Here is a 24,213-nt window from a genome sequence, read left to right on the forward strand (position 1 = left end):
GCATGACTACGTTGATACGTGGCGGTACCGTCGTGAACGCCGACCGCGCGTTCCGCGCCGATGTGCTTTGCGTGGGCGACAAGATTGCGGCGGTGGGCGAGAAGCTCGAGGCGCCGGCGGGCGCCACGGTGGTCGACGCCGGTGGCCAGTACGTGATGCCGGGTGGGATCGACACCCACACCCACATGCAGCTGCCCTTCATGGGCACCGTCACGGCCGACGACTTCTTCACCGGCACCGCGGCCGGCCTGGCCGGCGGCACCACCACCATCATGGATTTCGTCATCCCCGACCCGAAGCAGTCGCTGCTCGAGGCCTTCCACACCTGGCGCGGCTGGGCGGAGAAGTCGGCCGGCGACTACACCTTCCACGTGGCGGTCACCTGGTGGGACCCGTCGGTGCACGAGGAAATGGGCGTGCTGGTGCGCGAGCATGGGGTGAACAGCTTCAAGCACTTCATGGCCTACAAGAACGCGATCATGGCCGACGACGAAACCCTGGTGAAGAGCTTCCGCCGCGCCCTCGAACTCGGTGCGATCCCGACCGTGCACGCCGAGAACGGCGAGCTCGTCTACCAGCTGCAGCAGGAGCTGCTGGCAAAAGGAATTCGCGGCGCCGAGGCGCACCCGCTCTCGCGCCCGCCGGAAGTGGAGGCGGAGGCCGCCAACCGCGCCATCGCCATCGCGGGCGTGCTCGGCACCCCGGTCTACATCGTGCACGTGTCCTGCGCCGAATCGCTGGAAGCCATTACACGGGCGCGCGCCAAAGGGCAGCGCGTGTACGGCGAAGCGCTGGCCGGCCACCTGGTGATCGACGACAGCGTCTACCGCAATCCGGACCCGGCATTCGCGCGCGCCCACGTCATGAGCCCGCCCTTCCGCAGCCGGCACCACCAGCAGGCGCTGTGGCAGGGCCTGCAGGGCGGGAACCTGCACACCACCGCCACCGACCACTGCACCTTCTGTGCCGAGCAGAAGGCGGCCGGCAAGGACGATTTCACGCGGATTCCGAACGGCTGCGGCGGGGTCGAGGAGCGCATGGCCGTGGTCTGGGATGCCGGCGTCAACACCGGTCTGCTCACGCCCTCGGAATTCGTGCGCGTCACCTCCACCAATGCGGCGCAGATCTTCAACATCTACCCGCGCAAGGGCTTGGTTGCCGCCGGGGCCGATGCCGACATCGTGGTCTGGGACCCGATTGGGACCCGCACCATTTCGGCACAGACCCAGCATTCGAAGGGTGGCTTCAACGTGTTCGAAGGCCGCACCGTGCGCGGCATTCCGACCCACACGGTGGCTGCCGGAAAACTGGTATTTGCGCGCGGCGACCTGCGTGCCGAAGCCGGGGCAGGGCGCTACATCGAGCGTCCCGCTTTTTCCGCTACCGTGGCTTGAAGAAGGGGATGAACATGAACGAACTCAGGATCAATGGCGACCGCCTGTGGAAGTCGCTGATGGAGCTGGCCGCGATCGGCGCCACCGAGAAGGGCGGCGTCAAGCGCCTGGCCCTGACCGACCTCGATCGCCAGGGCCGCGACCTGGTCGTCCGCTGGGGACGCGAAGCGGGACTGGAAGTCACGGTCGACCAGATCGGCAACGTCTTCATGCGCCGTGCGGGGCGTAACGCATCTGCACTGCCGATCGTCACCGGCAGCCACGTCGACACCCAGCCCACGGGCGGCAAGTTCGACGGCAACTACGGCGTGCTGGCCGGTCTGGAAGTGGTGCGCACCCTGAACGAGCGCAACGTCCAGACCGAGGCGCCGATCGAAGTCGCCTTCTGGACCAACGAGGAAGGCTCGCGCTTCGTGCCGGTGATGATGGGCTCCGGCGTGTTCTGCGGCGCCTTCAGCCTGGAGACGGCCTACGCCGCCGTCGATACCGAGGGCAAGTGCGTGCGAGATGAACTGGAGCGCATCGGCTACCTGGGCGACCAGGTGCCGGGCAAGCACCCGATCGGCGCCTACTTCGAGACCCACATCGAGCAAGGGCCGGTGCTGGAAGACGCCGACAAGGTGATCGGCGTGGTGCCGGCCGTGATGGGCCTGTCCTGGTACGACTGCACCGTGACGGGCATGGAAGCCCACGCCGGTCCGACGCCGATGGGGCTGCGGCGCGACGCGCTGCAGGTGGCCACCGCCATCATGCAGGAGACCGTGCGGATCGCGAACCGCTACCCGCCCTACGGACGCGGGACTGTCGGAATGGTGCAGGTGTTCCCGAACAGCCGCAACGTGATCCCGGGCCAGGTGAAATTCAGCATCGACCTGCGCAACGTGAACGACGAACTGCTGAATACGATGCACGAAGAGATGCTCGCCTTCGTGAAAAAGACACAGGAGGACAGCGGCCTGTCGATCGCCATCGAGCGGGTGTCCTATTACCCGCCATGCCCCTTCCACCCCGACTGCGTCAACGCCGTGCGGGCCGCCACCGACAAGCTCGGCTACTCGACCATGGACGTGGTCTCGGGCGCCGGCCACGACGCCATCTACGCGGCGCGCGTGGCCCCTGCCGGCATGATCTTCGTGCCCTGCAAGGACGGCATCAGCCACAACGAGATCGAAGATGCGCAGCCGGCCCACCTGGAAGCGGGCTGCAATGTGTTGTTGCATGCGATGCTGGCGCGGGCGGGCGTGGCGGAGTGAGGGGCAGGAGAGCGCCGCCGTTCTTGTTTAGCTGGCATTATTCCCGGGTTATCTCGGGAGGAGCGGCATGGAGTGGATGGAACGGAGCTGGCTGACAATCCAGCAGGAATTCTCGGACCTTGGCAGTCCGGAGGACATCACGCGCATCGTGCTGCGCCTGCTGGTGGCGGTGGTCCTGGGTGGAATGCTCGGCTACGAGCGGGAGTCGGTCGGCGCCTCGGCCGGCCTGCGCACCCACATGCTGGTGTCGCTCGGCGCCGCACTGTTCGTCCTGATCCCGCTGCAGGCAGGAATGGAGATCAGCGACCTGTCGCGCGTGCTGCAAGGCGTCACCGCAGGCATTGGCTTCATCGGCGCGGGAGCCATCCTCAAGCACACGAAGCACGATGATGTGAAAGGCGTCACCACCGCCGCCAGCGTGTGGTTGACTGCGGCCGTCGGCATCGCAGCCGGTATGGGGCGCGAAGCCACGGCAGTTCTGAGTGCGCTGTTTGCCCTTGCCATCCTGGCGCTGCTACGCCTGACGCCAAAGAAGGAACTGCTTCCCGCGAAGGCGGAGCCCTTATCCGTGGAGGGACGCTCCACCGAAACCACGGAGAAAGCCGAGTAGTACGTCGCCGGCCACCTCCGCATCGTCGGCCGTCATGGTCTCGAGCGGATTGTGGCTGATGCCGCCGTTGCCGCAGCGCGTGAACAGCATCGCCACCTCGGTGAACTTCGCCATTTCCATGGCGTCGTGCCCGGCGCCCGACAGCAGGTCGAAGCGCGGCAGGCCGGCGGCTTCGATGGCCGCACCCAGCCGGTCCATCAGGCCTGGCGCGCAGGGTGCGGCGTCCGCTTCCACCAGCTTCCACAGCTTTTCATCGATGCCGCGCCGCGCGCAGATTTGCTTAACCCCGGCCAGGATGTCGTCCACCGCCGCCAGGCGTTCCTCGTCGCTGGCGGCGCGGATGTCGAGCGACAGGCGGCACCGGCCCGGAATCACGTTGACCGATCCGGACGGCACCTCGAGCTGGCCGACCGTGCCGACCAGCGAGCCGCGCCCGCCGCAGCGCGCTTCGACCAGCAGCACGATCTCGGCGGCCGCCGCGGCGGCATCGCGGCGCATGCCCATCGGCGTGGTGCCCGCATGGCTGGCCACGCCCGCGAGTTCGACCAGGTAGCGCGAGCTCCCCGCGATTGCGGTGACCACGCCGACCGGCAGGCCGCGCTCCAGCAGTACCGGTCCCTGTTCGATGTGGACTTCGATAAAGCCCAGCAGAGAAGCGGGGTCGCGTGCGATCGCCTTGATACCTGCCGGATCGTGGCCGGCAGCGGCCAGGGCCGTGCGCATGCTGACGCCTTCGCTGTCCTGCTGATCGAGGAGAACAGGATCGAAACGGCCGGTGACCGCGCTGCTGCCCAGGAAGGTGCTGCGAAAGCGTACGCCTTCTTCTTCGGCGAAGCCGATGACCTCGAGATGGAAGGGCAGGCGCTCGCCGCGCTCGTTCAGGTAGCGCACCAGGGCGATCGGCAGCAGGATCCCGAGCCGGCCGTCGTATTTGCCGCCGTTGCGCACGGTGTCGTAATGCGAACCGGTGATGAGCGTCTTCGCATCCACTTCGGACGCGGCGTAACGTCCGACCACGTTGCCGACCGTGTCGATATGCGCTTCCATGCCGGATTCGCGCATCCAGTCGCGCAGCTGGCCGGCGGTGCGCTGGTGGGCGGGCGTCATGTAGGCGCAGGTCAGGTTCTCCGGGCTGTCGCTGATGGCCCCCAAGGCCTCGGCCCAGTCCATCACCTGCGGACCGAAGCGGTGCCGCACATCGAGCAGGTCGTTGAGGCGGATCTCGGCGATGCGGTGCACCTGGCGCAGGCATTCATGCAGTTCGTCCCCGCGCGTATTCCCGAGGCGGCGCGTGAAGGTGGCGATGATGGCCGTGCGGGTCAGGCCGCGCCCGGTCGGCCCCTTCACCGCCAGGAGGAAGGGAAAGCCGAATTTTTCATTGTATTGCGCGTTCAGTGCGTGCAGCAGCGCGTATTCCTCCGCGCTGCACAGGTTCAGCCCGGACGCCGCCTGCTCGCCCGTCGATTCTGCCGTCAGCTCGCCGGCGATCGCCGCCTTGCCGGCCAGTTCCGGATGGGCGCGCAGCAGCGACAACCGTTCGGCCTCTGTCGCCTGCGTCACGACCGCCTGCAAGGCCTGTTTGAGCGCGGCCACGCTGGCGAAGGGACGCAGGCCGGCGGCGCGCTCCGCGATCCAGGGGGAATGTTCGTAGATGCCGCGCAGCGCCTCGACGAAGGCGCCGGGCTCGAAGGTATTCAGGTCCGACAGGGTGGTCATGGTCTGCATCGCCTCATTGGAATCAATGATGATAAATGCTGCAAGCCTTCCAGCTTATACGCCCGGGCGCATAGGCGGTATTGCGCTACTTGGCAACCAGCGCGCGCGCCGCCGCGCTCACCTGGTCGCGCAGCCATTTGTGCTCGGTCGACTGGTGCACGCGCTGGTGCCACAGCTGGTAGAAGCGCATCGGCGGAAACTTGATCGGCACCGTGAAGCTCTTGAGCGGCAGCGTGCGTTCGTAGAAGCGGATGAACTGGCGTCCGGTCGTCAGCACCAGGTCGGTCTGGGTCAGCATGTAGGGGATCACGCCGAAGTAGGGCGACTCGACCGCCACCTTGCGCTGCATGCCCAGCCGGTCGAGGTGGGCGTCGATCACGCCGTGGTAACCCGGCAGCATCTGTGATGGCGCCACGTGCGGCAGCGACAGGTAGTCCTCGACCGTCATCGCGTCGACTGCCGTGCGCTTGGCGTACGGGCTGTCGGCGCGCATGGTGCAGGTGATCGGGTCTTCGAACAGCTTCGACATGTGCAGGTGGGCCGGCGGTTCGTCCCAGTTGGCGATCACCAGGTCCATCTCGCCGTCGGACAGCATGCGCAGGTAATCCATGCCCGGCCCCAGGCTGTGGATCACGATCTTGCTGTTGGGCGAACCGCGCCGCAAGGACGCCACCACGCCCGGCAGGAACTGCGTGTCGAGGTAGTCGGGCGCGGCGATGTGGAAGGTGCGCGCTGCTTCCTCGGGCACGAAGGGCGACTTGCGCACGAACAGGCTCTCGGTTTCGTCCAGGATGCGCTTGGCCGGCTTGAGCAGGCTCTCGCCGTGCTGGGTCGGCACCATGCCGCGCGCGCCGCGCACCAGCAGCGGGTCGCCGGTCAGCTCGCGGAGCTTGCGCAGCGAGGCCGAGATCGAAGGCTGCGGCTGGTTCAGCTTGAGCGCCACGCGCGAGACGTTCTTCTCCTGCAGCAGCAGGTAGAGGATGCGGATCAGGTGCAGGTCGAGGTGCTGGGGCAGGCTGGACATGGGAGCGTATATCAATACAGATATGTTGAATATACGCTAGATTTCATGTTGCAGAAATTGAAATCACGTTATTGTCGAGGGATACACAATACTGGGAAGCTGCATGGACTTCGGATATCTTGGGCCATATGCCCTGGAGTGGTTCAACATGCTGGTGCGCTGGCTGCACATCATCACCGGCATCGCCTGGATCGGCGCCTCCTTCTATTTCGTCTGGCTCGACAACACGATCCGGCCGCCCGCGCCGGGATCCGAGCTGGCGAAGAAGGGCGTGTCCGGCGAGCTGTGGGCGGTGCACGGCGGCGGCTTCTACAACCCGCAGAAATACCTGGTGGCGCCCGCCGAGCTGCCCAGCGAACTCCACTGGTTCAAGTGGGAAGCCTATTCCACCTGGATTTCCGGCTTCGCCCTGCTCGTCATCGTGTATTACCTGAATGCGCAGGCGATGATGGTCGACCGCAGCGTGGCGGATCTCAGCAGCTGGCAGGCGGTGGGCATCGGCCTGGCCAGCCTCGTCATCGGCTGGATCGTCTACGACCTGCTGTGCCGCTCCCCGCTCGGCAAGCACGACCTGGCCTTCGGCCTGACCATCTTCGCCTTCCTGGTGGCCAGCAGCTATGTGCTGACCCAGCTGCTCAGCGGCCGCGCCGCCTACCTGCACGTGGGCGCGATGATCGGCACCATGATGGTGGCGAACGTGGCGATGCTGATCATTCCCGGCCAGCGCAAGATGGTCGATGCCATGATGGCGGGCGGACAGCCCGACCCCATCCACGGTATCAAGGCCAAGCAGCGCAGCGTCCACAACAATTACTTCACGCTGCCGGTGCTGTTCATCATGATCAGCAACCACTACGCGATGACCTACCGCCACGACTATGCGTGGGCGGTGCTGGGCGTGATCATGGCGGCGGGCGTGCTGATCCGCCACTTCTTCAACCTGCGCCACAAGGGCCGCGTCGAGTGGAAGTATCCGGCGGCGGGCGTGGCGCTGCTCGCGGTGCTGGCTTTCGCGATCGCACCCAAGCCGCCTGTGCAGGCCCCGGCGCAGGCCGAAGGTAGGGGAACTGAGGACGATGCGGCCCGCTTCGCCCAGGTGCGCACCATCATCGACCAGCGCTGCGTGTCCTGCCATGCCCAGCAGCCGACCCAGCCCGGCTTCGCCACGGCGCCGGCCGGCGTGGCGCTGCACACCCCCGAACTCGTGAGCCAGAACGCGCAGCGCATCTACCAGCAGACCGTGCAGCTCAAGGCCATGCCGCTGGCGAACCTCACCCACATGACCGATGCCGAACGGGCGCAGGTCGGCGCCTGGTTCGAAGCCGGCGCAAAAACTGGAACGAACTAAATGGACGATCAACGACAGCAACAGCTCCTGCAATGGATCGACGCGCACTTCGACGAGCAGGTCGGCTTCCTGCAGCAGGTGGTCCGCATCCCCACCGACACGCCGCCGGGGAACAACGCGCCGCACGCCGAGGCGGTGGCCGACATGCTTGCGCAGTATGGCTGGAGCGCCGAGAAGCACGCGGTGCCGGAACGCGACGTGCGCGACTACGGCATGGAGAGCATCACCAACCTGATCGTGCGCCGGCCCTACGGCGCGGGCGGCCCGACCCTGGCGCTGAACGCGCATGGCGACGTGGTGCCGCCGGGCGAGGGCTGGAGCACGCCGCCCTACGGCGCCGAGATCATTGACGGCGCCATGTACGGCCGCGCGACGGCGGTCTCGAAGAGCGATTTCGCCACCTATGTGTTCGCGGTGCGCGCACTGGAAGCGCTGGGACTGCCGCTCAAGGGCGCGCTCGAACTGCACTTCACCTACGACGAGGAATTCGGCGGCCTGCTCGGCCCGGGCTGGCTGCTCGAGCAAGGCCTGACCCGCCCCGACTACGTGATCGCGGCCGGCTTCAGCTACAACATCGTCACCGCCCACAACGCCTGCCTGCAGCTGGAGATCACCGTGCACGGCAAGGCCGGCCACGGCGCCATGCCGGAAACCGCGGTCGACGCGTTGCAGGCCGCCACCCGCATCCTGAACGCGATCTACGGCCAGTTGCCCGAACTGAAGAAAATCAAGTCGCAGGTTCCGGGCATCGATTCGCCCACCATGCTGGTCGGCCGCATCGATGGCGGCACCAATACCAATGTGGTGCCGGGCAAGGTGGTCATGAAGATGGACCGCCGCATGATTCCCGAAGAAGACCCGGTGGCGGTGGAGGCGCAGGTGCGCGCGCTGATCGAAGGGGCGGTGGCCGGCATGCCCGGCATCCGGCTGGAGATCCGGCGCCTGCTGCTGTCGCATGCGCTGCGCCCGCTGCCTGGTTCCGAGAAGCTGGTGGAGAGCCTGCAGCGCCATGGCCGCGCGATCCTCGGCGAGGACATCACGGCGCAGGGCACGCCGCTGTACGCCGACGCGCGCCTGTACGGCGAGCGCGGCATCCCGGCGGTGCTGTACGGCGCCGGGCCGCGCACGGTGCAGGAATCAAATGCGAAGAAAGCCGACGAGCATGTGCAGCTGGACGATTTGCGCAAGGCGACCAAGGTGGTGGCGCTGACGCTGCTGGATTTCTTGGCGTAGGGCGGACGGATTTGCCGCTCCTACAATACCTGGTGCCATCGTTAGCGTGTGACCTAGGGTGGGCGGGTTTCCCGCCCACGCGGTGGTAGGTTGCAGCGGGATCATCCGGCGCGACGACTCAGCCGGTAGCGATCACCGCGTGGGCGGACAAGCCGCCCACCCTACGAAAACATAAAGGCGCCCGCAGGCGCCTTTGAGATGCTTACTGCTTGAGCGTCCGCTCGAACAGCTGGTAGATGCGCCGATACTGGTCGTACCAGGCTTCCGGCTGCACATAGGCATGGCGCTCCAGCGGGTAGCTGGCCAGTTCCCAGTTATCCTTCTTCAGCTCGATCAGGCGCTGCGCCATGCGCACCGAGTCCTGGTAGAACACGTTATCGTCGATCATGCCGTGCGCGATCAGCAGGTGGCCCTGCAGCTTGTCGGCGTATTCGATCGGCGACGAGACCTTGTAGGCCTGCGGGTCGATGTCCGGCGTGTTCAGGATGTTCGCGGTGTACTCGTGGTTGTAGGTTACCCAATCGGTCACCGGACGCAGCGCGGCGCCCGACTTGAAGGTTTCCGGTGCGCGCATCAGGGCCATGAAGGTCATGAAACCGCCATAGCTGCCGCCGTACACGCCCACGTTCTTCGCATCGCCCTGGTGCTGCGCCACCATGTACTGCACGCCGTCGAGGTAGTCATCCAGTTCCGGATGGCCCATCTGGCGGTAGATCGCGCTGCGCCAGTCCCTGCCGTAGCCCTTGGAGGCGCGGTAGTCCATGTCGAGCACGATGTAACCCTTCTGGACCAGCAGGTTGTGGAACATCTGCTCGCGGAAGTAGTTCGGGTAGCGTTTGCTGACGTTCTGCAGGTAACCGGCGCCGTGCACGAACATCACCACCGGGTACTTCTTGCCCGGCTCCAGCTGGGCCGGGCGGTACAGCTTGGCCCAGACCGGGTCGCCGCCGGCGCGCGAGGGTACCGCCACATACTGCGGCTCGATCCACTGGCGCGCCTTGAATTCGGCAGTGCGGGTGTCGGTCAGCTTGACGGCCGCGCCGCCGCTGGCCGGCACGGTGGCCAGCTGCACCGGGGTGTAGCTGCTCGACCAGTGCACCAGCAGCTTCTTCTCGTCCGGCGACAGGCGGAAACGCTCGACGCCGTCCATGCTGGTGACTTCGCGGATCGCGCCGTCCCTGGCGTTGACGGCGCACACTTCGTAGTCACCAGGCGTGGCGCGGTTGCACATCACCCAGGCCATGCTGCCGTCGTGCGACCAGCGCACGTCGGAGGCTTCCCATTTACCCGAGGTGAGGGCGCGCTGCGCGCCACCCTCGGCCGGCTGGGTATACAGGTGCGAATAGCCGCTTTCTTCCGACAAGTACCACAGCGTGCGGTTGTCCGGCAGCCAGCCGAATTCGTTGTTGTCGTAGTTGATCCACGCCTTCTCGCTCAGGCGGTGCAGCGGCTTGAGCTTGGCGCCCTGCAGGTCGACGGTGGCGATCCAGCGGTCCTTGTTGTCGACCGCGCGCAGCATGACGGCGACGTTGGCGCCGTTGGCCGACCATTCGATCGCATCGGCGCCATCGATCACGCGCACCGCGCGGTTGCCCTTCAGCGGCTCCTTCCTGGCGGCGGCGCGCAGCTCGGCCAGCGGATCGACGTTCACGCCCGGCAGCACGTCGAAGGAGAGGTCCTGCACCTTGTTGGTGCGCAGGTCGACCAGCTTCAGTGCATGGGGCGCCGGCATGTTGCGGCCGACGCGGGTGCGCTGGTCGTCGAATTCCTCGTAGCCCGACTCGGTGACGTAGCGCGGCATCTTGCCGACGCGGCCCTTGTCGCCGTTCTTCGGCGCGGTGACCACCAGCAGCCAGCGGCCATCCGGCGACAGCACGGTGCTCTCGATCGCGACCTTGTCGCCCAGGTAGATCTGGGCAGGGGGCAGGGTCGGGTCCACGCGGCGCTGCTCGTTCATGCGCTCGCGCAGCGCATCGCGCTCGTCCTTCTGGCGCTTCAGCGTGGCGATCAGGCGCAGCTGCTGGTCGCGCAGCGCGTCTTCCTCGTTGACTGCCGGGTCCTTGGCGGCGCGCGGCAGGGCAACCGGGCCGACCACTTTCGTGGCGCGGTCCCAGCTGTACCAGTCGGTGCCGATGCGGTAGTGGACGCTGCGTCCGTCGCTGGAATACTGTGGCGCTTCGAGCTTGGCGGCGCCGCGCGTGATCTGCACCAGCGCGCCGGTCTTGAGGTCGCGCTCGAACAGGTCGCCGTTACGCAGCATCAGGGCGCGGGTCTGGGACGGGTTATAGAAGACGTCGGCGCCGTCGATCCTGGCGGCGTCGGCATCGCTCACCAGGCTTGCCTTGCCGCCCTGGGTGACCTGCCAGGTGTCGCGGATCGGCGAGCCGGTGCGCTTCTGCTTGTAGAACACCTGCTTGCTGTCCCAGCTCCACCAGGCGGTTTCCGCCGGGGTGCCGATCCAGTCGGGGTGGGCCATGGCCTGGTCGAGGGTGATGGGCGTGGAAGCCGCCGCCGGCAGGGCCAAGAGGGCCGCCAGGATCGTGAGTGCTGGTATACGCATCGTGTTATGGGGAGCTGAATGAAAAAGGGTGAGCTTTCTTGGCAGAAAATGCGACTTGCATTCTAGCTCAGCATTTCACGTTGCGGGCGATACGGAGAACGAGCCTGCTAAAAATGAAAGCGACGGGGCACGTACATACGTGAAACCGGCGCTGCCATGTAAATACGGCTGTTGCGCCGCAGCGGGTCAGGCTACTTGACGCGCACGCTTGGAGGGGCGCAGGGAGAATGCCAGGCGAATCAGCAGCGCCGCGAGGGCGCACACGCTGAGCACGGTGTCGAGCGTGGTCATGTTCAGCCCCGGATGGTTGGCGCCCAGCCGCCGTGGGCGGCATAGAGCTCGATCGAGAAGCTGCGCAATGCAGCGGCAGCGTTGGCAAAGAGGCGGCGGGTTGCGACCATGGTGGAATCTCCGGTGAAAACTGCGATGTTGCGTTGCAGTATAAGGAGGCGCGAGCCATAAATAAACTTTAGATTGGTGATTCCAGCGATACGTTGAGTGAATAATTGTCGACAATACTCGCCTCGTGATATTTACATTGCGAATGTCTCGTTGTTACCACTATGAATGGTTCATGCAACCCATCCCGGGGTGGATCGGTTCTTGCATGTCATACCGGCATGAAATCGCCTGGCCCTGCCTCACCTCATCTGCGCATCGTCGTCGTCAACCCTGCCAGCGCACCCGGCGCGGAGCGCGATGCCGCGCTCGCCGAGCAGGCGCGCCGCAGCGCCGCGCTGCGCATCGGGCTGCTCGAGTCGGGCTACGACCTGGTCGCTTCGCTGCCCGCCGACGTGTTCCTGCCCGAGCGCATCGCCCAGCTGCAGCCGGACATGATCATCGTCGACAGCGAATCGGATGCGCGCGACGTCCTCGAGCACATCGTGATCGCCACGCGCGACGCGCGCCGTCCGATCGTCCTGTTCACCGAAGACGATGCGCCGGCCAGCATGGATGCCGCCCTGGACGCGGGCGTGTCCGCCTACATCGTGGCCGGCCTGCAGGCCGAGCGCGTCAAGCCGGTGCTCGACGTGGCGCTGGCGCGCTTCCGGCGCGAGCAGAAGCTGCTCGACGAACTGCAGGGCACGCGCCAGAAGCTGGCCGAACGCAAGATCGTCGACCGCGCCAAGGGGCTGTTGATGACGCGCTACCAGCTGACCGAGGACCAGGCCTACCAGCGCCTGCGCAGCATGGCGATGAACAAGAATTTGAAGCTGGCGGACATCGCGCAGCGGCTGATCGACGTGGAAGACTTGCTCGGCTGATCCGGGCAGAAGCAAAGACAGGCAACAGGAGCACTATGGCAGGCAGCGAAAAGAGCGCAGCATGGATCGCCGGTTCCGACCGACCGGAAAAGCAGGCCGTGCGGATCGGCTTCATGCCGCTGGCGGATTGCGCGCCGGTGGTCATGGCGTCCGTGCTCGGCTTCGACGAGAAGTACGGCATCCGCTTCGAATTGAGCCGCGAGCTGTCCTGGACCGGCATGCGCGACCGCCTGGTGGCCGGCGAGATCGATGCGGCCCATGTCCTGTATGGCTTGCTGTACGGCCTGCAGATGGGCGTCGGCACGCGGCCGCGCCAGATGGCCGTCCTGATGAACCTGAACCGCAACGGGCAGGGGATTACGCTGTCGCGCGCCCTCGCCGCGATGGCGCAGGACGCCACAGCGCTGGAGCGGCTGGTCCGCGCGGGCACTTTCCGCCCCACCTTCGGGCATACCTTCCCGACCGGGAACCATGCGATGTTCCTGTACTACTGGCTGGCCGCCGCCGGCATCGACCCATTCGAGGACTGCAAGCTGGTCACGGTGCCCCCTGTGCAGATGGCCTCGAGCCTGGCGGCCGGCCATATGGACGGCTTTTGCGTCGGCGAGCCCTGGGGCCAGCGTGCGGTGCGCGACGGCGCGGCGGGACTGACGGTGTCGAGCGAGGAGATCTGGCCGGACCATCCGGGCAAGGTGCTGGGCACCAGTGCGGCCTTTGCTGCGGAGAACCCGCACACCTGCCGCGCCATGGTGGCCGCCTTGCTCGACACCGCACGCTGGCTGGATGCTTCGCGCACCAACCGCGAGGCCGCTGCCGAGGTGCTGGCCAGTCCCGCCTATGTGAATGCCGGCAGGGAGCTGCTGCAATACTGCCTGGCCGGCCGTGCCGGCAGCAGGAGGGGCACCCGCGCCTGGCGCGGTCACAACGGCCTGCACTTCTTCGACGGCGGAGACGCTACCTTCCCCTGGCTGTCGGACGGCATGTGGTTCCTGACCCAGTTGCGCCGCTGGGGCCTGCTGCGCGCCGATCCCGCCTGGCGCTCGGTCGCGGCCGAAGTGAACCGCATCGACCTGTACCGCGACGGTGCGGCGCTCGCCGGCGTGGCCGTGCCGGACGGTGCGCTGCGCAGTTCGACCATGATCGACGGCCGCGTGTGGAACGGCAGCGATCCGTCCGGCTATATCGCCTCGTTCCAGCGCGCTGCCTGAATCGGTGCGCGGGTGCGCCGCGCCACGCATCATTAACGGGCATGTTGCACCGCAATGTAGCGCGTCCCCGCGCCGCCTGGATCGTCTCTCCCTCTGAAGGCGATGTGGCACGCCTCTTGCGTATATGTCTGTACGGATCAATGGCGATCCTCTTCACGCACCACACTACTTCACTGTCGGCCTAACGAGGGGCCGGCTACCAAGGACAACGGCGTCCGCGACTCGCTGCCAAGGCAGCAGAGCGCGGACGCCGTTTTGTTTTTCTAAGGAAGAAACATGGCCAACGCATCACACAACAACGTGGGCAACAAGGCGGACAGCATCCACCTTTTCTCGTTTAATACGGCGCCCATGCGCGCCTTCCACCTGACCTGGGTGGCCTTCTTCATCTGCTTTTTCGCCTGGTTCGCCTGCGCACCGCTGATGCCGGTGATCAAAGGCGAATTCGGCCTGTCGATGGAACAGATCGCCAACATCAACATCGCCGCCGTCGCCATCACGATCTTCGTGCGGCTGCTCATCGGCCCGCTGTGCGACCGCTACGGTCCGCGCAAGGCCTACACCGGCCTGCTGCTGCTGGGCTCCATCCCGGTGCTGGGTGTGGCGATAGCGCAGAGCTACGAAAGCTTCCTGCTGTTCCGCCTCGGGATCGGCGCGGTCGGCGCCAGCTTCGTCATCACCCAGTACCACACTTCCGTGATGTTCGGCCCGAAGGTTGTCGGCACGGCCAACGCGGCGGCGGCCGGCTGGGGCAACAGCGGCGGCGGCGCGGCCCAGGCCCTGATGCCGCTGATGCTGGTCGCCGTCACCATGCTGGGCGTGTCGCAGGCCATGAGCTGGCGCGTGGCGCTGGTGGTGCCGGGCCTGATGATGATCGTGATGGCTTTCTTCTACTGGCGCTACACCCAGGACTGCCCGGCCGGCAACTTCGACGAACTACGCGCACGCGGCGAAGCGCTCCCTGGCGGCAAGGGCGGCTGGGCGAGCTTCCGCGAAGCCTGCCGCAACCACCGCGCCTGGCTGCTGTTCGTCACCTACGGCGCCTGCTTCGGCATCGAGATCTTCATCCACAACATCGCCGCCGTGTACTACGTCGAGCACTTCGGCCTGTCGCTGGGCGCCGCCGGCCTGGCTGCCGGCAGCTTCGGCCTGCTGGCGCTGTTCGCCCGTGCCCTCGGCGGCTGGATGTCGGACCGCTTTGCCCGTGGCGGCAACCTGAACAGCCGCGTCAGCGTGCTGTTCGTGCTGATGATCGGCGAGGGCCTCGGCCTGCTGTGGTTCGCCCAGGCCGACGGCGTGGTGTATGCGGTGATCGCCATGCTGTGCTTCGGCCTGTTCACCCACATGGCCTGCGGCGCCACCTATGCGCTGGTGCCCTTCGTGGCCCCGAAGGCGCTGGGCGGCGTGGCCGGGATCGTCGGCGCGGGCGGCAATGTCGGCGCGGTGGCGGCCGGCTTCCTGATGAAAGGCACCGGCGATATCGCCGAGACCCTGACGATTTTGAGTGTGCTGGTGCTGGCCGCAAGCCTGTGCGCCATCGCAGCCCGTTTCACCATGAGCGCGGAAGAGTCCACGTCGGCCTCGCCTGCGGTCTCCGCAGCATAAGGAGTAGAGCAATGCATATCGTCGTCGTCGGCCACGGCATGGTGGGCCATAAATTCATCGAGACCCTCGCAGCCAGTGGGGATCCGGACCTGCGCGTGACTATCCTGGGCGAAGAACCGCGTCCAGCCTACGACCGGGTCCACCTGTCCGAATTCTTCGCCGGGAAGAGCGCGCAAGAGCTGTCGCTGGTCGCGCCCGGATTCTTCGACAACAAGCAACTGTGCCTGCGCCTCGGCACCCGCGTCACCGGCATCGACCGTGAAGCGCGCCAGGTCGTGTTGGCCGAGGGCGAACCGGTCGCCTACGACAAGCTGGTGCTGGCCACCGGCTCCTACCCCTTCGTGCCGCCGGTGCCCGGCGCGGACCGCAAGGACTGCTTCGTGTACCGCACCATCGAAGACCTGGAAGCGATGAGCGAGTGCGGGGCGCGTTCGCGCACCGGCGTGGTGGTGGGCGGCGGCCTGCTCGGCCTGGAATGCGCCAAGGCGCTGCGCGACCTCGGCCTGCAGACCCACGTGGTGGAATTCGCGCCGCGCCTGATGGCGGTGCAGGTCGACGACCCGGGTGCGCGGGTACTGCGCAACAAGATCGAAGAGCTGGGCGTGCAGGTGCACACGCAGAAGAACACGCTCGCCATCGTCGATGGCGAAGACGGCACGCACCGGATGCAATTCGCCGACGGCAGCAATCTGGATGCCGACATGATCGTGTTCTCGGCCGGCATCCGCCCGCGCGACGAGCTGGCGCGCTACAGCGGCCTGACGCTCGGCCAGCGCGGTGGCATCGTGATCGACGAGCGCTGCTTGACGTCCGACCCGCATATCTACGCGATCGGCGAATGCGCCCTGTGGAATGGCCAGCTGTTCGGCCTGGTGGCGCCGGGCTACGACATGGCGCGCACCGCCGCCAAGCATATCCTCGGCCTGGAAGCCGGCTTCACTGGTGCCGACATGAGCACCAAGCTCAAGCTGATGGGCGTGGACGTGGCCAGCATTGGCGATGCCCATGGCGCGACCAGCGGCAGCCGCAGCTACCAGTTCCTGGACGAGCGCAAGCAGGAGTACCGCAAGATCGTCACCTCGAGCTGCGGAAAGCAGCTGCTCGGCGCCGTGCTGGTGGGCGACGCCTCGGCCTACGGCGAGCTGCTGCAGATGATGCTGAACGGGATCGCGCTGCCGGAGTCGCCCGAAGTCCTGATCCTGCCGCAGCTGGAAGGCACCGCGCGGCCGGCACTGGGCGTGGACGCGCTGCCGGCCAGCGCCCAGATCTGCTCCTGCAACGACGTCTCCAAGGGCGCGCTGTGCGAAGCGGTGGCGGGCGGCGCCGGCACCGTCGGCGCATTGAAGAGCTGTACCAAGGCCGGCACCGCTTGCGGCGGCTGCGTGCCCCTGATGACCCAGGTGATGAACGCCGAACTGGCGCGCCTCGGCGTGGAAGTGAACGACCACCTGTGCGAACACTTCGCCTGCTCGCGCCAGGAGCTTTATCACATCGTGCGCGTGGAGGGCATCCGCAGCTTCGGCGAACTGATCGCCCGCCACGGCAAGGGCCTGGGCTGCGACATCTGCAAGCCGGTGGTCGCCAACGTGCTGGCCTCGGCATGGAACGACTTCGTGCTCAAGCCGGAGCACGCCAGCCTGCAGGACTCGAACGACTACTTCCTCGGCAACATCCAGAAAGACGGCACCTATTCGGTGGTGCCGCGCATGCCGGGCGGCGAAGTGACGGCCGACGGCCTGATCGCGGTAGGGCAGGTGGCCAAGAAGTACGGCCTGTACACCAAGATCACCGGCGGCGCCCGCGTCGACCTGTTCGGCGCGCGCCTGGACCAGCTGCCCAACATCTGGGAAGAGCTGATCGCGGCCGGCTTCGAATCGGGCCACGCCTACGGCAAGTCGCTGCGCACCGTGAAATCCTGCGTCGGCTCCACCTGGTGCCGCTACGGCGTGGGCGACAGCCTGGCCTTCGCCATCGCGCTGGAGAACCGCTACAAGGGGCTGCGCGCGCCGCACAAGATCAAGTTCGGCGTCTCCGGCTGCACCCGCGAGTGCGCCGAGGCGCAGGGCAAGGACGTCGGCCTGATCGCGACCGAGAAGGGCTGGAACCTGTACGTGTGCGGCAACGGCGGCATGAAGCCGCGCCATGCGGAACTGATCGCCTCCGGCATCGACGATGCAACGGTGGTCAAGCTGGTCGACCGCTTCCTGATGTTCTATGTGCGCACCGCCGGCCGCCTGCAGCGCACCAGCGTATGGCGCGAAAACCTGGAGGGCGGGCTGGACTACCTGAAACAGGTGGTGGTCGACGACAAGCTGGGGATCGGCGCCGAACTCGAGGCGCAGATGCAGCACGTGGTCGACACCTATGCCTGCGAATGGAAGGAAGCCGTCACCAATCCGGAAGTGCGGCGCCGTTTCCGCCATTTCGTGAACAGCGAGGCGGTGGACAGCAATGTCGTGTTCGTGCCGGAGCGCGGCCAGATCCGCCCGGCCAATCCGGAGGAGCGGCGCGGACGCGTCATCCCCATCGCCGCCAGCGCGGCTTGACCAACATCCAGGAGATCGCCATGCACCGAGACATCCATCTTCAAAACTGGACCGCCGTCTGCGCCATCGACGAGATCGTGCCGGACACCGGCGTCTGCGCACTAGTGGCCGGCCGCCAGGTGGCCGTGTTCCGCGTCGGCACCACGGAGCCGCGCGTGTTCGCCATCGATAACTTCGATCCCAATGCGCAGGCGGCCGTGCTGTCGCGGGGCCTGGTGGGCAGCCTGGGGGAGCGCATCGTCGTTGCCTCGCCCATCTACAAGCAGCATTTCGACCTTCACAGCGGCGAATGCCTGGAAGCGCCCGAGCACTCGGTGGCGAGCTACCCGGCCCGCGTGGAAGGAGGCAAGGTATGGATCGCACCCTGAAACAGCGGTTGGTCGTGGTCGGCAACGGCATGGCCGGCATGCGCACCGTCGAAGAGCTGCTCAAGCTCGATGCAGAGATGTACGACATCACCGTGTTCGGCGCCGAGCCGCGCGTCAACTACAACCGCATCATGCTCTCTCCCGTGCTGGCCGGCGAAAAGAAGCCCGAGGACATCGTGCTGCACACGCGCGAATGGTACGGGCAAAACAATATTGTGCTGCACGCGGGCGACCCGGTGGTGGCGATCGACCGGTCGCGCCGCATCGTGCGCTCGCGTTCCGGCCTCGAAGTGGCGTATGACCGCCTGCTGCTGGCGACCGGGTCCAGCCCCTTCATCCTGCCGGTGCCGGGAGCGCAGCTCGAGGGTGTCATCGGCTTTCGCGACCTCGATGACGTCGACGTGATGCTGGCCGCGGCCCGGCGCGGCGGCAGTGCGGTGGTGATCGGAGGCGGCCTGCTCGGCCTGGAAGCGGCCAACGGCCTGCTGCGCCAGGGGATGGAGGTCACCGTGGTGCACCTGACCAGCAGCCTGATGAACCAGCAACTCGACCCGCAGGCCTCGCTGCTGTTGAAAGCTGCACTGGAGCGGCGCGGTCTGCGCATCCTGCTCGGTGCGCAGACCGAGGCGATCCTGGGCGAGGGAGGGGTGCAAGCGGTACGTTTCGCCGACGGGCTCGAAGTACCCGCCGACCTGGTGGTGATGGCGGCCGGCGTGCGTCCCAACGTGGCGCTGGCGCGTGACGCCGGCCTGCACGTCGAGCGCGCCATCGTGGTCGACGACACCCTGCAGACCTACGATCCGCGCGTGTATGCCGTCGGCGAATGCGTCCAGCACCGCAAGGCCACCTTCGGCCTGGTGGCGCCGATCTGGGACCAGGCGCGCGTCTGCGCCGCCCACCTGGCCGGGCTTGGACACCGCCGCTACGTGCAGCAGGCCACTGCCACCAAGCTGAAGGTGACCGGCATCGATTTGTACTCGGTTGGCGACATCGTCGGCCTGGAAGGCAGCGAAGACCTGGTGCTGCGCGACCGCCATGCCGGCGTGTACAAGCGCCTGGTGCTGCAAGGGGGGCGCGTGACCGGGGCGGTGCTGTACGGCGACGTGGCCGACGGCCCCTGGTACTTCGACCTGATCCAGCGCGGCGCCGACGTCTCGACCATCCGCGACCGGCTGCTGTTCGGCCCAAGCCTGTGCGAGGCTGCCTGATGAATGCACCCATGATTCCGATCGCCAAAGCGGTCCGCACTACCTGTCCGTACTGCGGCGTCGGCTGCGGCATCAAGGCCAGCTTGACGCCGGATGGCGCCCTGATCGAGGGCGACCCGGAGCACATGGCGAGCCGCGGCCGCCTGTGCGTCAAGGGCTCGGCCCTGGGCGAAACGCTCGGCCTGGACGGGCGCCTGCTGGCGCCGCAGATCCGCGAGGACGGCGTGCTGCGCAGCGCCAGCTGGGACGAGGCGATCGACAAGGTCGCCACTACTTTTGCTGCCATCATCGCCGAGCACGGCCCGGACGCGGTGGCGATGTACGTCTCGGGCCAGCTGCTCACCGAGGATTATTACGTCGCCAACAAGTTCATGAAGGGCTATGTTGGCAGCGCCAACATCGACACCAATTCGCGCCTGTGCATGTCTTCGGCGGTGGCGGGGCACAAGCGCGCGTTTGGCGAAGACCTGGTGCCGGGCTGCTACGAAGATTTTGAGTTGGCCGACCTGATCGTGCTGGTCGGTTCCAACACCGCCTGGTGCCACCCGACGCTGTTCCAGCGCATCACCAGGGCGAAGGAAGCGCGGCCAGGCTTGCGCATCGTCGCGATCGACCCGCGCCGCACCGCCACCTGCGAACTGGCCGACCTGCACCTGCCGGTCAAGGCCGGCACCGACGTCTGGCTGTTCAATGGCCTGCTAGCGCACCTGGCGCGCACTGGCGCGGCCGACCTTACTTTTGTTGCAAGCCATACCGACGGCATCGAGGCTGCACTGGAAGAGGCGGCCGGCTGCGCCGACCTCGACTTCGTCGCCCGTACCTGCGGCGTCGATGCGGGAAAGCTGGCCGAGTTCTACGCCATGTTCGCGGCCACCGGGAAAGTGGTCACCGCTTTCTCGCAGGGCGTCAACCAGTCGTCGAGCGGCACGGACAAGGTCAACAGCATTATCAACTGCCACCTGATCACGGGCCGCATCGGCAAACCAGGCATGGGGCCGTTCTCGCTGACCGGCCAGCCGAACGCGATGGGCGGGCGCGAAGTGGGCGGCCTCGCCAACATGCTGGCCAGCCACCTCGAGCTCGACAAGCCGGCGCACCGCGAGGCCGTACGCAGCTTCTGGGATGCGCCGCGCATCGCCGACAAGCCCGGCCTGAAGGCGGTCGACCTGTTCCGCGCCATCGAGGAGGGCAAGGTCAAGGCGGTGTGGATCATGGCGACCAATCCGGTGGTCAGCCTGCCGGACGCCGACCAGGTCAAGCGCGCGCTGCAGCGCTGCCAGTTGGTCGTGGTCTCGGACATGAGCGGCGATACCGACACCGCCCGGCTTGGACACGTGCTGCTGCCCGCACTGGGCTGGGGCGAGAAGGACGGCAGCGTCACCAATTCCGAACGCTGCATCTCACGCCAGCGCGGCTTCCTCCCAAGGCCGGGCGAGGCGCGAAGCGACTGGCAGGCGATCTGCCAGGTGGCGCAGCGCATGGGTTTCCGCGGCTTCGACTACTCTAGCGTGCATGAGATTTTCGACGAGCACGCAAGGCTGTCGACCTGGCGCAATGGCGACGACGACTTGCCGCGCGCCTTCCGCATCGACGGCCTGGCCGGCATGGATCGCGCCGACTACGACGCGCTGGAGCCGCTGCAGTGGCCCGTGCTGAACAGGCGCGAAGGAACGACACGCCTGTTTGCCGACGGCCGCTTCTCGTACCCCGACGGCCGGGCACGTTTCGTCGCGACCGCGCCGCGCCTGCCGGCCCACGCACCATGTAAAGAATTCCCGCTGGCGCTGAACACGGGCCGGCTGCGCGACCAGTGGCACACCATGACCCGCACCGGCAAGTCGCCGCGCCTCGCCGGCCACTCGCCCGAACCTTTCGTCGACCTGCATCCGCACGACGCGCTCGTCAGCGGCGTACGCGAGGGCGAACTGGCCCGCGTTTCCAGCCGCTGGGGCGCGATGGTGGCGCGGGTGGCGCACAGCGGCGGCATTGCGCGCGGCGCCGCTTTCATCCCGATCCACTGGAACGGCCAGACCGCATCGGATGCGCGGGTCGGCGCCGTGGTCAACCCGGACGTCGATCCGGTCTCGGGCGAGCCGGAATTCAAGCACACGCCGGTGCGCATCGAGCCTTTTGGGGTGGCCTGGCACGGCTTCATCCTCAGCAGGGCAGAACTGGACCTGGAGCGCGTCGCCAACTGGACGCGGGTCTGCGGCAGCGGCTTCGTGCGCTACGAACTGGGCGGCCGCGAACCGGTGGCGCCGGGATGGGCGCGCACCCTGCTGGGGGCGGACGAGGAAGCGGACTGGATCGAATACGAGGACAAGTCGGAAGGCATGCTGCGCTGCGCGCTGCTGGTCGATGGCCGCCTGCATGCCTGCCTGTTCGTGTCGCGCCGTCCGGATCTGCCGGCGCGGGCCTGGCTGGGGGGCCTGTTCGCGCAGGAGGTTCTGGGGACGAAGGAGCGGGCCACGCTGCTGGCCGGGCGCCCGCCCGTGCAGGGCGTGGACCCTGGCCCGATTGTGTGTTCGTGCTTTGGTGTCGGCCGCAATACGATTTGCACGGCGATCAAGGAGCAGGGGCTGCAGGATGCGGCAAGCGTCACCGCCTGCGTGCGCGCGGGCGGTAACTGCGGTTCCTGCCTGCCGGAGATTCGGCAACTGCTGGCGGCGAGCCTGTCGTAGGGCGGTCGGCGAAGCCGACCACCGTACCAACCCTGCTACCCCAGAATGGAAAAGGCCAGATGCGCTTTCGCTGCATCTGGCCTTTTGAATTTGGTGGTCGGGGTGAGAGGATTCGAACCTCCGGCCTCTACGTCCCGAACGTAGCGCTCTACCGGGCTAAGCTACACCCCGACGGTTTGAGATGACGTATTCGCAATCTCGGGAAGGCATTACTATAAAACTGCTCAATGGTTCCTGTCAACAGCGAAACGGCAGAGCTGGAGCAGGCTGTCCTTATAGGAATTGTCGGGCAAATCGGCGATCGCTTCGGCCGCGCGGCGGGCCGCTTGTTCGGCTTGCCGGCGGGTGTAATCCAGCGCGCCGCTCGAGCTCACTGCGGCCAGCACCGCCTCGAATTGCTCATCGTCGCCGTGTTCGATGCAGCTGCGCACCAGCTCGCGCTGCGCCGGCGTGCCGTTTTCCATGAGCCAGATCAGGGGCAGGGTGGGCTTGCCTTCACGCAGGTCGTCGCCCAGGTTCTTGCCGATCTCCTGGGCGTCGCCGGCGTAATCCAGCACATCGTCGATCAACTGGAAGGCCGTGCCCAGCGAGCGGCCGTATTCGCCGGCCGCCGCGATCTGCGCGTCGTCGGCGCCGCCCACCAGGGCGCCCAGCTCGGCGGCCGCCTCGAACAGCTTGGCCGTCTTGGAACGGATTACTGTCAGGTAGCTCTCGTGGGTCACGTCCGGGTCGTGCATGTTCAGCAGCTGCAGCACTTCGCCTTCGGCGATCACGTTGGTGGCGTCGGACAGGATGCGCATCACGCGCATGTCGTCGAGGCCGACCATCATCTGGAACGAACGCGAGTACAGGAAGTCGCCCACCAGCACCGAGGCCGCATTGCCGAACAGCGCGTTGGCGGTCTGGCGCCCGCGGCGCATCGAGGATTCGTCGACCACGTCGTCGTGCAGCAGGGTTGCCGTATGGATGAACTCGACCACCGCCGCCAGCTCGTGATGGTCACTGCCCTTGTAGCCGTAGGCATTCGCCAGCAGCAGCACCAGCACCGGCCGGATCCGCTTGCCGCCCGCGCTGATGATGTACTCGGCGATCTGGTTCACCAGGCTCACTTCCGAGTGCAGTCGCTGTCGGATCACCGTGTTCACGGCTTCCATGTCGGTGGCGATCGATTGGGCGATGGTGTTCTGGGCGTGTTGGGTAGCGGCTGACAAGGCGAACCTGCAATAAACAGTGAGTATTCGGTAGAAAGTGCCGGGATTATACGTCATGCAAGAGAACGGCGTCCCACTGATGGCTTGGGGCGCGCTGAATTGGCCTGACCACATGCCGTACGGTCTTGCCATTGCGACATGCCCGCAACACGCTCTGCAGGAATCGTCAAGGCCTTTTGACGCGCTGCAGCGATCCATGTATAATCCCCTGTTCCCCGGCATCCAAACAGTTCAGCGTCTCGACGCTAGGGAATTCTTTTAACATTTGATGAGGTTTCAAATCATGTACGCGGTCATAAAAACCGGTGGCAAGCAGTATAAAGTTGTCGCTGGTGAAAAACTTAAAGTAGAACAGATACCGGCAGACATTGGTTCCGAACTCACGATCGATCAGGTTCTCGCGCTCGGCGCGGGCGACAGCATCAAGTTTGGTGCTCCGCTGGTTGAAGGTGCAACGGTGCTGGTGAAAGTGGTCTCCCATGGTCGTCACGACAAAGTGCGTATCTTCAAGATGCGTCGTCGTAAGCACTACCAGAAGCGTCAGGGCCACCGCCAGAACTTCACCGAAATCCAAGTGGTTTCGATCAACGGCTAATCGCCGACCGGTCAATCAGTTCATCAAGGAGTAATTAAATGGCACACAAAAAAGGCGGCGGTACTACCCGCAACGGCCGTGACTCAGAAAGCAAGCGCCTTGGCGTGAAAGTCTACGGCGGCCAGGCGATCAACGCCGGCGGCATCATCATCCGTCAACGCGGCACCCCGGTGCGCGCTGGCACCAACGTCGGCACCGGCAAGGATCACACCCTGTTCGCGCTGGTCGATGGTACCGTCAAGTTCGTCAAGCAAGGCGTGGGCTCGAAGCAGTTCGTGACCGTCGTTGCCAACGAAGCAGTCGCTGCTTAAACAAGCACTCGCGCCGCATTCGATGCGGCGCTTCTTTGCAAGGCGCAAGCCTTCCATCGAAAGGCTCTGCCCACGGT

General features: G+C 66.3%; 18 protein-coding genes and 1 tRNA gene. 14 read left to right on the top strand and 5 right to left on the bottom strand.

Annotated elements, in window-relative coordinates:
* Positions 1-2: 2 nt before the first annotated feature.
* The 3 genes from hydA (at position 3) to AC56LU_RS12730 (ending at position 3,257) form a co-directional block, all read left to right on the top strand.
* A complete protein-coding gene (gene hydA, locus AC56LU_RS12720; protein ID WP_497175969.1) occupies positions 3-1,394 on the top strand; it encodes a dihydropyrimidinase in 1,392 nt (463 codons plus the stop codon).
* A gap of 14 nt (positions 1,395-1,408) precedes the next feature.
* Complete coding sequence (locus AC56LU_RS12725; RefSeq protein WP_497175970.1) at positions 1,409-2,647, top strand: Zn-dependent hydrolase; 1,239 nt, start codon at positions 1,409-1,411, stop codon at positions 2,645-2,647.
* A 67-nt stretch (positions 2,648-2,714) separates the two neighbouring features.
* A complete protein-coding gene (locus tag AC56LU_RS12730; RefSeq protein WP_497175971.1) occupies positions 2,715-3,257 on the top strand; it encodes an MgtC/SapB family protein in 543 nt (180 codons plus the stop codon).
* On the opposite strand, the gene AC56LU_RS12735 is transcribed toward AC56LU_RS12730, so the two are convergent.
* Together AC56LU_RS12735 and AC56LU_RS12740 are read right to left on the bottom strand one after the other, a co-directional pair.
* Positions 3,210-4,973: an allantoate amidohydrolase gene (locus AC56LU_RS12735; RefSeq protein ID WP_497175972.1), complete on the bottom strand. Its 1,764-nt coding sequence runs from the start codon at positions 4,971-4,973 to the stop codon at positions 3,210-3,212. The genes AC56LU_RS12730 and AC56LU_RS12735 overlap by 48 nt on opposite strands.
* An 85-nt stretch (positions 4,974-5,058) precedes the next feature.
* Positions 5,059-5,997 carry a LysR substrate-binding domain-containing protein gene (locus tag AC56LU_RS12740; protein WP_497175973.1) on the bottom strand — a complete coding sequence of 313 codons (939 nt, stop codon included), beginning with the start codon at positions 5,995-5,997 and terminating at the stop codon, positions 5,059-5,061.
* Positions 5,998-6,100: 103 nt separating this feature from the next.
* On the opposite strand from AC56LU_RS12740, the gene AC56LU_RS12745 reads away from it, so the two are divergent.
* The gene (locus tag AC56LU_RS12745) at positions 6,101-7,345 is read left to right on the top strand and encodes a urate hydroxylase PuuD (RefSeq protein ID WP_497175974.1); all 1,245 of its coding nucleotides are present in this window, start codon (positions 6,101-6,103) and stop codon (positions 7,343-7,345) included.
* A complete protein-coding gene (locus tag AC56LU_RS12750) occupies positions 7,346-8,578 on the top strand; it encodes an ArgE/DapE family deacylase (RefSeq protein ID WP_497175975.1) in 1,233 nt (410 codons plus the stop codon).
* A gap of 202 nt (positions 8,579-8,780) precedes the next feature.
* Here the strand turns inward: AC56LU_RS12750 and AC56LU_RS12755 are convergent, their stop codons facing one another.
* On the bottom strand, positions 8,781-11,138 hold the full coding sequence (locus tag AC56LU_RS12755; RefSeq protein ID WP_497175976.1) for a S9 family peptidase: 2,358 nt from the start codon (positions 11,136-11,138) through the stop codon (positions 8,781-8,783).
* A gap of 620 nt (positions 11,139-11,758) precedes the next feature.
* Here AC56LU_RS12755 and AC56LU_RS12760 point away from each other — a divergent pair.
* The 7 genes from AC56LU_RS12760 (at position 11,759) to AC56LU_RS12790 (ending at position 22,019) form a co-directional block, all read left to right on the top strand.
* The gene (locus AC56LU_RS12760; RefSeq protein WP_497175977.1) at positions 11,759-12,403 is read left to right on the top strand and encodes an ANTAR domain-containing response regulator; all 645 of its coding nucleotides are present in this window, start codon (positions 11,759-11,761) and stop codon (positions 12,401-12,403) included.
* A gap of 35 nt (positions 12,404-12,438) precedes the next feature.
* Positions 12,439-13,611: a CmpA/NrtA family ABC transporter substrate-binding protein gene (locus tag AC56LU_RS12765; protein ID WP_497175978.1), complete on the top strand. Its 1,173-nt coding sequence runs from the start codon at positions 12,439-12,441 to the stop codon at positions 13,609-13,611.
* A gap of 300 nt (positions 13,612-13,911) precedes the next feature.
* Positions 13,912-15,216, top strand: coding sequence for an MFS transporter (locus AC56LU_RS12770; RefSeq protein WP_497176018.1), 1,305 nt, complete (start codon positions 13,912-13,914; stop codon positions 15,214-15,216).
* 11 nt (positions 15,217-15,227) lie between these two features.
* On the top strand, positions 15,228-17,762 hold the full coding sequence (gene nirB, locus AC56LU_RS12775; protein WP_497175979.1) for a nitrite reductase large subunit NirB: 2,535 nt from the start codon (positions 15,228-15,230) through the stop codon (positions 17,760-17,762).
* Between the two features lie 20 nt (positions 17,763-17,782).
* The gene (gene nirD / locus AC56LU_RS12780) at positions 17,783-18,130 is read left to right on the top strand and encodes a nitrite reductase small subunit NirD (RefSeq protein WP_497175980.1); all 348 of its coding nucleotides are present in this window, start codon (positions 17,783-17,785) and stop codon (positions 18,128-18,130) included.
* Complete coding sequence (locus AC56LU_RS12785; protein ID WP_497175981.1) at positions 18,115-19,338, top strand: NAD(P)/FAD-dependent oxidoreductase; 1,224 nt, start codon at positions 18,115-18,117, stop codon at positions 19,336-19,338. The genes nirD and AC56LU_RS12785 overlap by 16 nt, the downstream gene beginning before the upstream one ends.
* A complete protein-coding gene (locus tag AC56LU_RS12790; protein WP_497175982.1) occupies positions 19,338-22,019 on the top strand; it encodes a molybdopterin-dependent oxidoreductase in 2,682 nt (893 codons plus the stop codon). Before AC56LU_RS12785 ends, AC56LU_RS12790 begins: the two co-directional genes overlap by 1 nt.
* Before the next feature lie 94 nt (positions 22,020-22,113).
* On the opposite strand, the gene AC56LU_RS12795 is transcribed toward AC56LU_RS12790, so the two are convergent.
* Both AC56LU_RS12795 and ispB read right to left on the bottom strand, forming a co-directional pair.
* Positions 22,114-22,190 (bottom strand) — tRNA-Pro (locus tag AC56LU_RS12795).
* Positions 22,191-22,243: 53 nt separating this feature from the next.
* Positions 22,244-23,230, bottom strand: coding sequence for an octaprenyl diphosphate synthase (gene ispB, locus AC56LU_RS12800; RefSeq protein WP_497175983.1), 987 nt, complete (start codon positions 23,228-23,230; stop codon positions 22,244-22,246).
* Between the two features lie 283 nt (positions 23,231-23,513).
* Here ispB and rplU point away from each other — a divergent pair, with 283 nt between their 5' ends.
* Together rplU and rpmA are read left to right on the top strand one after the other, a co-directional pair.
* Complete coding sequence (gene rplU / locus AC56LU_RS12805; RefSeq protein ID WP_091871481.1) at positions 23,514-23,825, top strand: 50S ribosomal protein L21; 312 nt, start codon at positions 23,514-23,516, stop codon at positions 23,823-23,825.
* Positions 23,826-23,863: 38 nt separating this feature from the next.
* Complete coding sequence (gene rpmA / locus AC56LU_RS12810; protein WP_027865916.1) at positions 23,864-24,136, top strand: 50S ribosomal protein L27; 273 nt, start codon at positions 23,864-23,866, stop codon at positions 24,134-24,136.
* Positions 24,137-24,213 lie beyond the last annotated feature (77 nt).

The organism is Telluria sp. PB2R4 (genome assembly GCF_059685695.1).